General features: G+C 75.3%; 8 protein-coding genes. 5 read left to right on the forward strand and 3 right to left on the reverse strand.

Translation table 11 applies throughout. From position 1 onward, the window contains the following. The first annotated feature begins 8 nt into the window (after positions 1-8). From ACZ63J_RS03275 to ACZ63J_RS03290, 4 genes are all read left to right on the forward strand, one after another. Positions 9-2,747 (forward strand): AAA family ATPase, encoded by a 2,739-nt coding sequence (locus ACZ63J_RS03275; RefSeq protein ID WP_465399958.1) that lies wholly within the window; start codon positions 9-11, stop codon positions 2,745-2,747. Positions 2,748-3,278: 531 nt separating this feature from the next. Further along, complete coding sequence (locus ACZ63J_RS03280; protein ID WP_465312155.1) at positions 3,279-3,722, forward strand: MarR family winged helix-turn-helix transcriptional regulator; 444 nt, start codon at positions 3,279-3,281, stop codon at positions 3,720-3,722. Next, positions 3,719-5,089, forward strand: coding sequence for an MFS transporter (locus ACZ63J_RS03285; protein ID WP_465399957.1), 1,371 nt, complete (start codon positions 3,719-3,721; stop codon positions 5,087-5,089). Before ACZ63J_RS03280 ends, ACZ63J_RS03285 begins: the two co-directional genes overlap by 4 nt. Continuing rightward, a complete protein-coding gene (locus ACZ63J_RS03290; protein ID WP_465439301.1) occupies positions 5,082-5,660 on the forward strand; it encodes a cysteine hydrolase family protein in 579 nt (192 codons plus the stop codon). The genes ACZ63J_RS03285 and ACZ63J_RS03290 overlap by 8 nt, the downstream gene beginning before the upstream one ends. A gap of 1 nt (position 5,661) precedes the next feature. Here ACZ63J_RS03290 and ACZ63J_RS03295 read toward each other — a convergent pair whose 3' ends face one another. Continuing rightward, positions 5,662-8,343, reverse strand: coding sequence for a helix-turn-helix transcriptional regulator (locus tag ACZ63J_RS03295; protein ID WP_465399955.1), 2,682 nt, complete (start codon positions 8,341-8,343; stop codon positions 5,662-5,664). A gap of 208 nt (positions 8,344-8,551) precedes the next feature. Between ACZ63J_RS03295 and ACZ63J_RS03300 the strand changes: the two genes are divergently transcribed. After that, positions 8,552-11,311, forward strand: coding sequence for an AAA family ATPase (locus ACZ63J_RS03300; RefSeq protein ID WP_465399954.1), 2,760 nt, complete (start codon positions 8,552-8,554; stop codon positions 11,309-11,311). Positions 11,312-11,321: 10 nt separating this feature from the next. On the opposite strand, the gene ACZ63J_RS03305 is transcribed toward ACZ63J_RS03300, so the two are convergent. Both ACZ63J_RS03305 and ACZ63J_RS03310 read right to left on the reverse strand, forming a co-directional pair. Then, the gene (locus ACZ63J_RS03305; RefSeq protein WP_465399953.1) at positions 11,322-12,863 is read right to left on the reverse strand and encodes an MFS transporter; all 1,542 of its coding nucleotides are present in this window, start codon (positions 12,861-12,863) and stop codon (positions 11,322-11,324) included. Continuing rightward, positions 12,860-13,795, reverse strand: a complete 936-nt coding sequence (locus ACZ63J_RS03310; RefSeq protein WP_465399952.1) for an ACP S-malonyltransferase — start codon at positions 13,793-13,795, stop codon at positions 12,860-12,862. The genes ACZ63J_RS03305 and ACZ63J_RS03310 overlap by 4 nt, the downstream gene beginning before the upstream one ends. Between the last annotated feature and the right edge of the window lie 7 nt (positions 13,796-13,802).

Here is a 13,802-nt window from a genome sequence, read left to right on the forward strand (position 1 = left end):
CCGTCGTCATGATGATCGAGCGCGCTGAACAGCTGGCCGCGCTCGCCGCGGCGGTCGCCCGCGTCCGGGCGGGCGAAGGGGAACTGGTCGTCGTCCGCGGCGGGCTCGGCACGGGCCGGTCGGCCCTCCTGCACGCGGCGGGCGAAGAGGCGGCGGCCCGCGGCCTGCGCGTCGTCCGGACGGTGGCGACGCCGTCGGAGCGCGACGTCGACCACGGTGTCGTCCGGCTGCTGCTGGACCCGCTGCTGGAGTCGGGGCAACGCGGGGAGCTGCCCGCCGAGGTGCGGCTGGACCGCGGTTTCCCGCCACCGTCGCCGTGCGGGCGGCGCGCGCACCTCGTGCTGCACGAGCTGCTGGGCCTGTTCACGAAGGTGGTGCACGACAGCGGCCCGGTCGCGCTGCTCGTGGACGACCTGCAGTGGGCGGACCCGGCGTCGCTGCGCTGGCTCGCCTACCTCGCCAACCGGCTGGGCCACCTGCGTGTGCTCGTCGTGGCGACCCTGCTGGAAGGGGACAGCGGCGCGGGTGAGGTGGTCGTCGAGGACATCGTCCACGCCGCGGCGCGCCGGGTGCACGCGACGCCGTTGTCGGCCGCGGGGGTGCGCGCCTACCTCGCCGCGCGCTGCGGCGAACCGCCCGAGGACGAGTTCGCGGCGACCTGCCACGCCCGGACCGGCGGGCTGCCGATGCTGCTCGAAGCCCTCGTCAACGCGATGCTCGGGCACGGGCTGCGTCCGGTGACGGCCACCGCGGCCGAGCTCGCCGCCCTGCGGCCCTCGCCGGCCGCGGCCCGGCTGTCGCGGTGCCTGCGCGCCCAGCCGGAAGCCGTCGGCACGGTCGCGAAGGCGATGGCGGCGCTCGGCGAGGCGACCGAGGCCGAGGTGATCGCCGAGGTCGCCGGGCTCGACCTGCCGGACTTCGACGCCGTCGAGCGCACCCTGCGGCGGCTCGGGCTCGTCGAGGACCCGACCGGCGGCGGGCTGCTGCGGTTCGCCGGGGCGATGACCGGCGACCTGATCGCCGACCAGCTGACCGCGGACGAGCAGGACCGGCTGCACCTGCGCGCGGCGAACGTCTACTACCGCCACGGGCGGCCGGTGGAGCAGGTCGGGCGGCAGCTGCTGGCGACCGTCGCCGAGCCCGAGCCGTGGGCGGCCGAGGTGCTGCGGACCGCGGCCGGTGCGGCGCTGGCCAACGCCGCGCCCCGCACCGCGGCCCAGTACCTGCGGCACGCGCTGGCGCACCCGGGCGCGGACCGCGCGGAGCTGCTGGTGGACCTCGCCGCCGTCGAGCGCGGGTACGACCTGCCGGCCGCGCACCGGCACCTGCACCAGGCGCTGGGGCTCGTGCGCGACCCGGCGGACCGCGCGTTCGCGCTCGGCCTGCTGCCGGTGGTGACCGGGCCGCGGTTCGGCCCGGACGTCCGCCACCTCCGGCGGACGCTCGAGGAGCTGCGGGCCGAGGCGGGCCCGGACGCGGCGGAGGCGGCGCTGCGGCTGGAGGCCCGGCTGCGGTACCTGGAGCGGGCCCAGCCCGGCTCCGGGAGGGCGGCGGCCGAGCGGCTGGCCGAGCTAGGGCCGTCGCCGGCGCAGGGTTCGTCGGCCCAGCGCGAGCTGGTCGCGGTGCTGCTGCACCTGATGACCGTCGCGGACACCGCGCCGCGCGAGTTCATCGCGGACCTGGCGCGGCAGGTGCTGGAGCGGGAACCCGGCTCGCCGAACCAGATGTACACGACGTTGCCGCTCGTGGTGGTGGTGCTGGCCGCGGCGGACGCGCTCGAAGGCGTCGAGTCCTGGCTGGCGGCGGCCTGCGGGCCGGACGAGAACCCGGACCTGCCGACGCTGGTGGCCTGGACCGGGCAGGCGCTGGCGGCGTTCGCCGCGGGCCGCCTCGGCGCGGCGCGCGAGCGGGCCCTGGCGGCGCTCACGGCGGCCGGCCCGAGCCGGCTCGGCATCACGTCGACGGCGATGCGCGTGCTGACCGAAATCGCCGTAGAGCAACGGGATCCGGCGCTGGCCCGGCTGGTCGTCGAGCACTGCGAGCCGGAGCACGAGCCGTGGCTGAAGTCGTTGGCCCACGGCGGTCTCGCGCTGACCGAAGGCAACCACACGGCGGCGATCGAGTACTTCGTGGACTGTTCGCACCAGGTGGAGCGGTCGGGCCGCGCCAACAGCGTGCTGCTGCCGGTCCGCGGCAAGATCGCCCTCCTGCTGGCGGCGACGGACCAGCCGGAGCGCGCCGAGTCGATCGCCCGCGAAGAAGTCGACCGCGCCACGGCGTGGGGTGCCCCGGCGGCGGTCGGCCGAGCCCTCCGAATCCGGGCGACGCTCGTCGACCGCGACGAGGAAGCGGTGCCGCTTCTGCGTGAGGCGGCGGAGGTGCTGGCCCGGTCGGCGGATCGGTTGGAGCTGGCCCGGGTGCTGCTGACGCTGGGCGAGCGCGACACGGGCCCGGACGCGCGCGAGCATCTGGAGGAGGGTCGCCGCCTGGCGACCGAGTGCGGCGCGACTTGGCTGGTTCGCGCGGCGGCGGAACCGGCCGAGCCCACGGACGGCGGCCCGCTGACGGCGACTGAGCAGCGGGTGGTCGATCTCGCCGTGTCGGGGAGCCGGAACCGGGACATCGCGGAGCTGCTGCAGGTGACGGTGCGGGCGGTGGAGAAGCATTTGACGAGTTCGTACCGGAAGCTGGGGATTTCGGGACGGGCGCAGTTGGCGGCGGCGATGCGGGGGCATCGGGCTGGGTGAAGCCGGGCGCGGGCCAAGACACTCGATCGGCGGCGGTGATGCGGCGCTGCGGGGCGGGCTTAAGCGGCGCGCGGTTCGGCGGTGGTGGTGCGGCGCTGCTGGGCGGGCTTATGCGGCGCGCGGTTCGGCGGTGGTGGTGCGGCGCTGCTGGGCGGGCTTAAGCGGCGCGCGGTTCGGCGGCGGTGGCGCGTGGAGCATCGGGCGGTCGGGGGCCGGTCGGCGGCGGCGATGCGAGGCCACCGGGCGGCAGGAGCCGGTCGCGGGCCGAGACACTCGGCCGGGCGCAGCGATGCGGCGCTGCCGCGCGGGCGTGGCCGGTTGCGGGCGCCGGTGAGGTGCGCGCGGGTTACTGGCGAGCGGAGCGGGGCCAGCCGCAGCGGCACCGGTCCGCGACCACCACCCGCCTCACCGCCCGTCCGCACCCGCGCCCCGACCAGCCCCAGTCCACTGTGGATTCCCGACATCCCGGACAACCCACCGCCCCAGTCCCGAAAAATTGACAGCCTTACCTGTTCAGTTTACCCTGCCTATATGAGCGCAAAGACAGTCTCCCCCGCCGCGGTCACCGCCGCGCAGGCGTTGCGCGTCGTCGTCGGGCGGCTGCGGCGGCAGATGCAAGATGCCTCCGCCGTCGGTGAACTCACCTCCGCCCAAGCCTCGGCCCTCGCCCGCCTCGCCGTGAGCGAACCGTCGTCGGCGAGTGTGCTCGCCGGGGCCGAACGCGTTCGGCCGCAGTCGATGGCGGCCACCGTTGCCGCCCTGGAGAAGCTGGGGCTCGTGCGGCGGGAGGCCGATCCCGCCGATGGGCGCCGTCAGCTGCTCTTCCTCACCCCGGCCGGGCGGAAACACGGTCAGGGCGCCCGCGCGTCGCGGCACGAATGGCTGGCGCGGACCCTTGCCCAGCGGCTCACCGAACCCGAACTCGCCGTCGTCAACGAAGCCCTGGTTCTGCTCGAACGCGTCGTGGAGCCGTGAAGAGCGCAGCACGCAGCGAAGCCGGCTTCAACCGGAAACTGCTCGCCCCGCTGATCTCGGGCGCCGTCCTGAACCCGGTCAACTCGACCGTCATCGCCGTTGCGCTGGTGCCGATCGGGGTCGCCTTCGGGGAACCGGCGTCGGCGACCGCGTGGCTGATCTCCTCGCTCTACCTCGCCACCGCCGTCGGGCAGCCGGTGGCCGGCCGGCTGATCGACCGCTATGGCCCACGGCGGGTCTTCCTGCCCGCCACCGCCCTGGTCGGCCTCGCCGGTGTGATCGGCGTGCTCGCGCCGAACCTCGCGGTGCTCGTCGTCGCGCGGGTCGTCCTCGGCTTCGGGACCTGCGCCGGCTACCCGGCCGCGATGCGGCTCATCCGCGACGAAAGCGAGCGAACCGGCCAGGACAGCCCCGCGGCCGTGCTCACCGTGCTCGCGATCTCGACCCAGACGATCTCCGTGATCGGCCCGGCGCTGGGCGGGCTGCTCATCGGCGTCGGCGGCTGGCGGACGACCTTCGCCCTCAACATCCCGCTGGCGCTGTTCGCCTTCGTCCTCGGCGCCCGCCGGTTTCCGAAGCGGCCCAGGGAAACCGGGCCGAAGCGGGCTTTCGACCTCGACCTGCCCGGGATGGTGCTCTTCGCCGCCGCGCTCGTCGCGCTGCTGCTGTTCCTCATGCACCCCGGCGCGGGGGACTGGTACCTGCTTGTCATCACCGCCGTCGCGGCCGCGGGCTTCACCGCGCGCGAGCTGACCCACGCCCGGCCGTTCATCAACCTGCGGCTCCTCGGCCGCAACCGCCCGCTGCTGGCCACTTACGGGCGCGCGCTGCTGGCGTACGTCGTGTCCTACAGCGTCGTCTACGGCTACACCCAATGGCTCGAACACGGCCGTGGCCTTTCGGCGAGCGAAGCCGGCCTCGCCACTTTGCCGCTGTTCGCGGCCGGGATCGTCGTCTCGCTGGTCACCGGACGGCGGGAGGCGGTGCGCGGCAAGCTCGCCGTCGCCGCGGTCGGCCAGCTCGCCGGCTGCGCCCTGCTCCTGACGCTGGACTCCGACGCCGCGGTCTGGCTGCTCGTCCTCGTCGCGATCGTCTTCGGGATCCCGCAGGGACTCAACAGCCTCGCCCTGCAGAACTCCGTGTACCGCCAGGCCGATCCGGCCGACACCGGCGCGTCGGCCGGGCTGCTGCGCACCTTCGGCTACCTCGGCGCGATCATCTCCTCCGCGCTGCAAGGCGCGTTCTACGGCCAGGCCGCCGACACCGGCGGCCTGCACCACCTGGCGCTGCTGCTCATCGGCATCGGCGTCGTGTTCCTGCTCATCACCGTGTTCGACCGATCGTTGAAGGAAAAGAACCATGCCTGAAGCCACGACCACCGCGCTGCTCGTGATGGACTACCAGAACGGGATCGTCGGGCAGCTGCCCGACACCGGCCCGCTCCTCGACCGGGTTTCCTTCGCCACCAAGCAGTTCCGCGAGCGCGGCGGCCACGTGGGCTGGGTCCGCGTCGCGTTCGAAGACGCGGATTTCGACGCCATTCCCGAGACCAGCTTCTTCGGCGGGCTCGTCGCCTCGGCGGAGATGCGGGCGGCGATGCACGCCGACGCCCCCACCACGCAGCTCGACGCCCGGCTCGACCCGCAGCCCGGCGACGTCCAGGTCCGCAAGATCCGCGTCGGCGCCTTCACCACCACGGACCTCGACGAGCAGCTGCGCGCGCGGGGCGTCACCACGATCGTCCTGGCGGGGATCAGCACCAGCGGCGTGGTGCTGTCGACCGTGCGCGAGGCGATGGACCGCGACTACCGGATCGTCGTCCTGCGCGACGCCTGCGCCGACCGCGAAGCCGAGACGCACGACTTCCTCACCCGGCAGCTGTTCCCGCGGGCCGCGCTCGTGACCGACGTGGCGGACCTCGACGCCGTCTGGGCCTGACTCAGGCCGGGATCGCCGCCGCGCCCAGGCGGCCCTGCAGCCACGCCGCCGCCAGCTCGACCCGGGAGTGGCAGCCCGTGCGCTCGAACAACGACGTCAGCCGGGCCTCGACGCGCTTTTCGCTGATCCTCAGCGCCGCCGCGATCTGGCGGTTCGTGCGGCCGCTCGCGACCAGGTCGGCGATCCGCCGCTCCAGCGGGTCGAGCGCCGCGCGGTCGGTGCGGTCGCGGGGGACGGTGATGCGGCGGCGGTCCAGCAGCTCGGCCACCGGGGCCATCGCGGCCGACGCGCCGAGCCGCTTCAGCGTCCGGTGCGCTTCGAGCAGCCACGGCGCCGGGACCGGGCTCAGCTCACCCAGGGCCACGCACGCTTCGGCGACCCGGAAGACGTCGCCGGAGCGGCGGGCCAGGTCGAGGCCCGCGCGGACCGCCACCGGGTCCTCGCGGACCAGACCGCCGTAGACCAGGAACGTCTCGCGGGTCGACAGCGTGGGGTGGTGTTCGGTCAGGTCCTCCAGCTCGGCCAGCAACCGCTCGACACCGGTGTGGTCGTTCACCGAGCGCGCGCACCGCAGCAGCCGCGCCAGCAGGAACTCCGCGCCCGCGTGCACGCCCTGCCCGCGGCAGGCGACGTACTCCTCCCAGCCCAGCTCCACCGCTTCACCGGGCTGCCCGGCATAACGGCGCAACGCGCAGCGCACCCAGGCGACGTACGCGGCCGCGGCGGCCGGGAACGGGATCCGGCGCAGCCAGCTCGCGGCGCGGTCCGGTTCCCCGCGCTGGGCGCAGATCTCGGCGGCGAACACACTCGCGAACCGGTGCCGCCGCGGCGACTCCCACCACAGCCGGGCGCCTTCGAGACGCCGGGCCCGCGACAGCGCGGTGTCCCAGTCGCCCGCGCGGTAGGCCTCGCGCACCCCGTGCCAGCCGGCCGCGAAGCCGGTCGACGGCGCGCGATAGCGGACGGGCAGCAGGTTCTCCAGCACGTGGGGGAAGTCGTAGAGGTCGGCGGCTTCGGACACCTCGTCGGCGGCGGTGCCGGGCAGGCACGCGAGCAGGACGGTCGCGCCGAGGTCGAACAGGTCGTCCCCGCTGCCGCCCAGGTCGTGCGCGGCGGCCGCGGCCGCCGTGCGGTCGGCCCGCCGGACCGCGCCGAACAACCGGGTGGCGGCGGAGCCGAGCGTGCCGGCCAGCGGCCGGACGACGTCGAGCTCGAGCAGCCGGTGTTCGTGGGCGAGCGCGCCGAGCCAGCACACCAACGCCGTGGCCGACGGTCCCCGGCCGGTCAGCCGCGGCGCGACGACCGTGGCGAGGTCGTCCGCGAGCTGCCCGTACGCGCCGGTCGCGAAGCTGTCGGCGAGCACCGCCCGCAGGACTTCGGGGAACCGCGGGTCGTCCGGATCGAGGCACCGCAACGCCGTCACGCGATACCGGCGCGCGTCCTCGGGGGCCGCGGTCGCCGCGCCTTCCACCAGCACCCCAGCCGCGTCGACGTCCACTGTGGACGGCGGCAGTTCGGCGAGGTGCCGGGCGATCGCGGACGCCGGGAGCGTCGAGCCGGCGCGCCGTTCGGCCATCAGGTGCCCGGCGATGCCGCCGTGCAGGGCCCGGCGCCAGCGGGCGTCCCGCTCCACCCGCAGCCGGTCGGCCAGCGCGGGCACGGGGAACCCGACCGCGCCGTCTTGCCCGATCCGCAGGACGTCGGTGCGCACCAGCTCGTCCAGCACCCGCCCGGCGGCGGGCAGCGACATCCCGGCCGAGGCGGCCAGCCCGGTCAGGTGGTCGACCGCCGGGGTGCAGTGCTCACCTAGCACTGCGACGACGGCGGCCAGCTTCCGCGCGGCCGGACCGAGCGCGTGCAGCCGCAGCGGCAGCGGGTGGTTCGCCGGCAGCAGGATCGGCAGCCCGGTCCCGGCCAAGCACACGTGGTCGTCGACGACTACGAGGCGGCCGCGGGCGCGCAGCTCGGCGACCGTCGCGCGGACCGTGCCGGGGTTGCCGAACAGCGGGCCCAAGGCCGTGCGGAGGGTGTCGACGAGCCCGGGGTCACTGGCGCGGCGGCCGTCGGCGGTGGTCCAGTCGGGCAGCAGCGCGGTGGTTTCGGCGGCGGTGAGCGGGCGCAGGTCGACCGTGCCGTCCGCGACGGCGAGCAGCCGGCCGGCGGGTCCACCGCCCCGCTCCGCGGCGGTCGCCACGGTGATCGTCCCGGCGGCGCGAGCGCCCTCGGCGACCAGCGCCAGCACCGCCGCGATGTCCGGCGGCAGGTGGTCGAAGTCGTCGCACTGCAGCACGATCCGGGTGTAGGGCGCGAGGGTGGCGAAGATCGTGACGAGGTCGTGCGCCACCGGCAGCGGCCGGGGCCCGGCGCCGGAGTCGAGCCGGCTGCGCAGCCACGCCACCGCGGTCAGCATGCTCACCAGCTCGGGCCGGTCCAGCGCGGTGATCAGCTCGACCAGTTCGGTGGTCAGCCGCACCAGCGCGGTGTGCGGGGCCGCGCCCGCGGGCACCGCCAGCACCGCGGCGCCGGTCCGGCGGCCGCGCGCGGCCATCGCCGCCAGTGCCGTGCTGCGTCCCGCGCCGAGGCGCCCGCGCACCAGCCACACCGCGCCCGGACCGGTGAGCACACGATCGAGCGCGGCGAGCGCGTCGCCCGGCCCGGCGTCCGTGACCGCCGTGACTCCCATGTTCCTCCTCGACCGGCCCGGCGCCGGCGGCATCGGCGCGAACGGGCGGCGGATCGTCCCCCCACTTTCCGAGCGTGCTGCCGCCTGTCCGGTTCGTCCAGCCGGGCCGCGGTCCCCGGTCACCTTCAGGCATCGTTGTTGCCCCGGCACACCCGGTCGACCGATCGGGACCGACGGGCGCCTCGCGGGAGCTGGTCAACTGGACGGCATGGTCGCTGCGAAGGGGGCGCGGGCGGACGCCCGCGCGGAGGAGGTCGGCTTCCTCCGGGACGACGCGTGGCTCGGCACGACACCGCTCACGGTGCTGGCCGGCGAACCGGGCAGCGGGCGCAGCACGGTGCTCGACCGGCTCGCCGCGGAGCTCGCGGGGTCGGCGACCGTCGTTGTCCTGCGGCTGGCCGAGCTCGACCGCGAACTGCCCTACGGCGTGGTGTACCGGCTGCTCAGCGGTCTGGAACCGGGCCGGTCGGACGACGACCCGCCGGTGCAGCCGGCGTTGTCGCTGCTCTCCCGCGTGAGCGCGGCGCCCGGCGGCCGGCCGGAAACCGCGGCGATGGTCGCCACCGCGGTGTTCCCGCTCCTGCGCGCCCGGGGCCCGCTGGTGGTGCTGGTGGACGACGCCCAGTGGCTGGACGAAGGCACCGCCGGCCTGCTGGGACCGTTGCTGCGCCAGTGTTCCGAGGAGACACGCATCGGCGTCGTCGCCACCCTGCGGCTCGGGGCCGGCGCCGACGCCCCGGCCCGCGCGACGTTCGCCCGCCTGCGGGCCGAAGGCCGGGCGCGGCTGCGGCTGCTGCGGCCGTTGTCCCGGACGCAGTCGCGGTCCCTGCTGGCCGGGCTGATCTCGGCCCGGCCGAGCGCGAGCCTCGTCGGCGAGCTGTACGCGGCGGGCCGCGGCAACCCGGCGGCGCTGACCGCGCTGGTCCGCGGGTACCGCTCCGCCGGGGCGATGCGGATCGTGGACCGCACCGCCTACCGCGCCGACTGGGTCGACCCGCCGGTCGCCACCGAGGACCACCCGCTGCTGCGCGTCACGACCGACGCCGGCGAGCAGGACCGGGAGGTGGCCGAGGCGATGGCCGTGCTCGCCCCGCTCGGCGAGGCCGCGGCGACGCTGGCCGCGGCGGCGCTCGGCCGGGACGAGACCACCGTCCGGGCGGCGGTCGAGGGGCTCGTCGACCGGCGGGTGCTGGTCCGGCACCGCGACGGCCGGCTCTGGTTCCGGGTGCCCGCCGTCCGCGACGGCCTGCTGTCGCGGCTCGGGCCGTACGCCTGGCGGAACCTGGCCGCGCACGCCGTCCACGCGGTGTGGGAGGGCGACGTCCGGGTTCCCGACGACGACTTCCTGCTCGACCGCGTCGCGCAGGCCGGCGCGCTCGTCGACGCCCGCCGGGCCGCCACCGAGCTGCTCGCCCACGGCCGGCGGGTGCTGCTCACCGACGGCGTCAAGGCCGAACGCTGGCTCAGCGCGGCGGTGGCCCGCGTGACGACCCCGGCCGAGCGGGCCGAAGCGTTGCTGCTGCTCAGCGGCGCGCGGGCGCTGCACTACCGGCAGGCCGAGGCGGGGGACTGCGCGCGGCACGTGCTGCGTGACCACGTCGCGCACCTCGAGCCGCACCAGGCGCAGGAGCTGTCGATCGTGTTCATCACCGGGCTGACCGCGCGCGGGGAGTTCGGCGAGCTCGCCGAGATCGCCGCAGGGGCGTCGCCGGTGCTACCGGACGACCCGGCGCTGAAGGTCGTCAACCAGGCGTTCGCGCTGATGATGTCCGGCCGCTGGATCGAGGCGTGCGACCTGCTGGAGCGGCGGCGGGAGGTGTGGAGCGGCAGCAACAGCGTCACCGCCGACTTCGGGACGATGTTCCTGGCCGGCGCGCGGGTGGTGCTCGGGGACTCGTCGCAGCTGTTCGAGCTCGTCGAGCACCCGGAGCGGTGGCGGTCCGGACACCTGCCCAACCACTGGTTCGAGCAGCGCCGGTTCGAGCTGGACATGTTGCTGCAGCTGGGGGAGCACCAGCACGCGCTGCGGCGGATGGCGGACGCGGGGCTGACCGTCGAGCAGCTGTCCGGGCCCGACCGGTTCTACCTCAACTACCTCGGCGGCGACTGGCCGGAGGCGATGGAGCTCGCCCGCCGGACGATGCTGGAGGGCACCGACCCGGCCCGGCCGATGCACAACATGATGATGGGCGGGGCGATCCGCATCCTCGGCGGGCAGGGCTGGCTGGCCCGCGCCCGGGCGCTGGCCGCCGACGGCCGCGACATGCCGATGTCCCACGTGATCGACCACGCGGAGTTCACCGTGCTGCGCAAGCTCGGCGACGACGAGGCCGCGGACGAGCTGCTGTTCGCGGCCGCCCGCAGCGCCGACCAGGGCGGCTACCTGCTCGGCACCGAGGACCTCTGGGCCGACCTGACGCGTTCGGCGCTGCTGCGGAAGAACCGCCGCGAGGCCGAGCACTGGGTGGACCGTTCCGCACGCACGGCAATGCGCCTCGACACGGCCCGCGCGCACCTGTGCCACCACCTGTCCCGGGCGGCGGCCTACCGCGACACGGCGGCGGCCCGCCGCGCGGTGGCGATCGCCCGCGAACGCCGCGACGTCCCGTACGAGACGGCGATGGCGTACCTGTGGGCCGGCCTGGCGGGCTACGACACCGAGCGGCTGCTGAACGAGGCGTACGAGCTGTACGGCGAGGTGGGCGCGTGGTTCTGGCGCGCACGCCTGCGGAAGGTGTTGCGCGACATGGGGTTCGCCGGACCGGGACGAGCGGAGGCGGCGGCGGAGAACGAACGGCTGCTGGCGATCCTCGTGGCGGAGGGGTTGAGCAACCGGCAGCTGGCGGTGGTGCTCGATACGAGCGAGAAGAGCGTGGAGGGGCGGTTGTCGCGGATGTTCGCTCGGATCGGGTATGGGTCGCGCGTGGAGCTGGCGGCGGCGATCCTCACGGGTGAGTACCTGTCCTGACCCGCGCTGTCTACTGTGGACTCTCCACCGGCTGCGGCTGGTCCAGCGGGTTCTCGATCACCTTCGGCACTCGCCGCAACGTCCGCAGCGCCACCACCGACAGCACCACCATCACCGCCGCGCTGCCGAGCATGCTCGTCCGGATGCCGCCGACGAACGACTGCTCCGCCGCCAGGCGGACCGCGCTCGCCACCGGCTCCGGCAGGCCCGCCGCCACTGCCGCCGTGGCGCTGAACGACTCGTGGACCTGGGCCGCCAGGGCCGGGGGCACGCCGGCCGGGAGGGTCAGCTCCGCGTGGTACACCGCCGAAAGCACGCTGCCCACCACCGCGATGCCCAGGGAACCGCCGAGCTCGTATGCTGTCGCGGAGATCGCCGCCGCCGCGCCCGCGCGGTCCCTCGGCGCCGTGCCGAGGATCGTGTCGCCGGTGACCGTCAGGGTCAGCCCGGCGCCCGCGCCGAACGCCACCTGGGCGGCCAGCACCAGCGTGTACGGCGTGTCCGCGCCCACCGAGCCGAACAGGCCGAACCCGAGCGCCGCCAGCGCCAGCCCGCCCGACACCGTCGGCGCGCGGCCGAACCGCCGCACGCACTTGGCCGCCAGCACCCCGCCGGCCACGAGCGCGGCCAGCGCGCCCGGCACGAACGCCAGGCCCGAGCGCAGCGGGCTCCAGCCCAGCACGAGCTGGAAGTACTGGCTGCTGATCAGCGCGAACGCCGACATCGTGAACACCGACACGAGGTTCGACCCGACCGACGCCGAGAACCCGCGCCGGCGGAACAGTTCCACGTCGATCAGCGGCGACGCCAACCGGCGTTGACGGCGCAGGAACACCACCAGGCAGCCGCCGCCGAGCGCGAACGCGCCCAGCACCTCCGGGTACCACAGCCCGGCGTAGAACGCGCCCTTCAGCGCGTACACCAGCGCGATGACCCCGACGATCGAGAGCCCGACGCTGAGCGCGTCGAGCGGCAGCCGGTGGTTGCTGCGGGACTCCGGCACCAGCCGGGTCGCGAGCAGGATCAGCGCCGCGACCGGGACGTTGACGAGGAACACCGAGCCCCACCAGAAGTGGTCCAGCAGCACCCCGCCGACGATCGGGCCGATCGCGAACCCGGCCGCCGACACGCCGGCGCCGGCGCCCACGGCCGCGGTCCGCGCCCGTTGGGTCGTGAACACCGCGCGCAGCAGGGAAGACGTCGAGGGCAGCACGGCCGCGCCGGCCACACCCAGCAGCGCGCGGGCGACGATCAGCAGTCCGGCTGTCGGAGCGTAGGCGGCCAGCAGCGACCCCACGGCGAACGCCGTGACGCCGATGACCAGCACACGCCGCCGGCCGAGCCGGTCGCCGAGGTTGCCCATCGTGACCAGGAGCCCGCCCATGGCGAACCCGTAGACGTCGGCGATCCACAGCAGCTCCTCGGCCGACGCGCCGAGCTGCGTCGTCAGCGCGGGCACGGCCAGGTGCAGCACGGTCATGTCGATCGCGACCATCAGCTGCGCCAGGCAGGACACCAGGATCGTCGCGAGGTTGCGGACCCGGGTGCTCATGCCGCCACCGCCCGGGCCAGGCGCGGCCGCCGCGGCGGTTTCAGGGTGGCGCGCAGGTCGGCGCGCAGCAGGGTGAACCGCCCGGTGAGACCGGGCAGCCGGTGCAGCAGGTGGTCCGGACCGGCGACGAGGACCCGGCCGACGCCGAGCCGGGCGAACCGGTGGACCAGCTCGGGTAGCCGCACCGCGTTGACCGTCGACTCCAGCAGGAGTGACGCCGCCCCGTCGCCGGTCCGGACCGGCTCTCCGTCCTGATCGGACACGATCGGCAGGGCCGGGTCGGTGAACCCGAACCCGCCGAAGACTTCGGCCAGCTCGTCGCGCAGCGGGCCGAGCGCCCGCGCGTGCGCCGCCGGCCGCATGGTGGTGAGCGCGTAGCCGCCGGCCGCGCGGACCCGCCGGACGAACTCGTCGAGCTCGCTTTCCCGCAGTGTCACCAGGTGCACGTCGTCGTCGAACCGGCCGGACAGCTCGTGCCCGATCCCGTCGAGGACGTCGGCGAGCGCGGTTTCCGGGGTCCGGACGACGAACTGGCTGACCAGGTCCTGGTGTGCCCGCTCGAAGTAGGCCCGTTCGCGCCGGGCCACCTCCGCGACCAGCCGGACGAGGTCGGCCAGCGGCAGCGCCCCGGCGCGCACCACGGCGGCGCGCTCGCCGAAGCTGGACCCGCCGACCGCGACCGGCGCCAGGCCGTGCTCCTGCTCGGCCCGCTCGGCCACGGCCAGCGAGGCGAGCACGAACGCGAGCTGGCTGTGCTCGGTGTACTCGTCGCCGTCGCGGGCGAGCGGGTCCAGCAGGGAATGGCCGAGCGCCTGCTCCGCGACGCCGAGCAGCTTCCGCGCGCGGGGGTCGACGACGAGGAACCGGCCCAGCTCCCCGGCGCGGGCCGGGCCCATGCCGGGGAAGAGGACGGCGTCCGCGGTGTTGTCCACTGTGTAC

This window comes from Amycolatopsis sp. NPDC104863 (genome assembly GCF_055582965.1).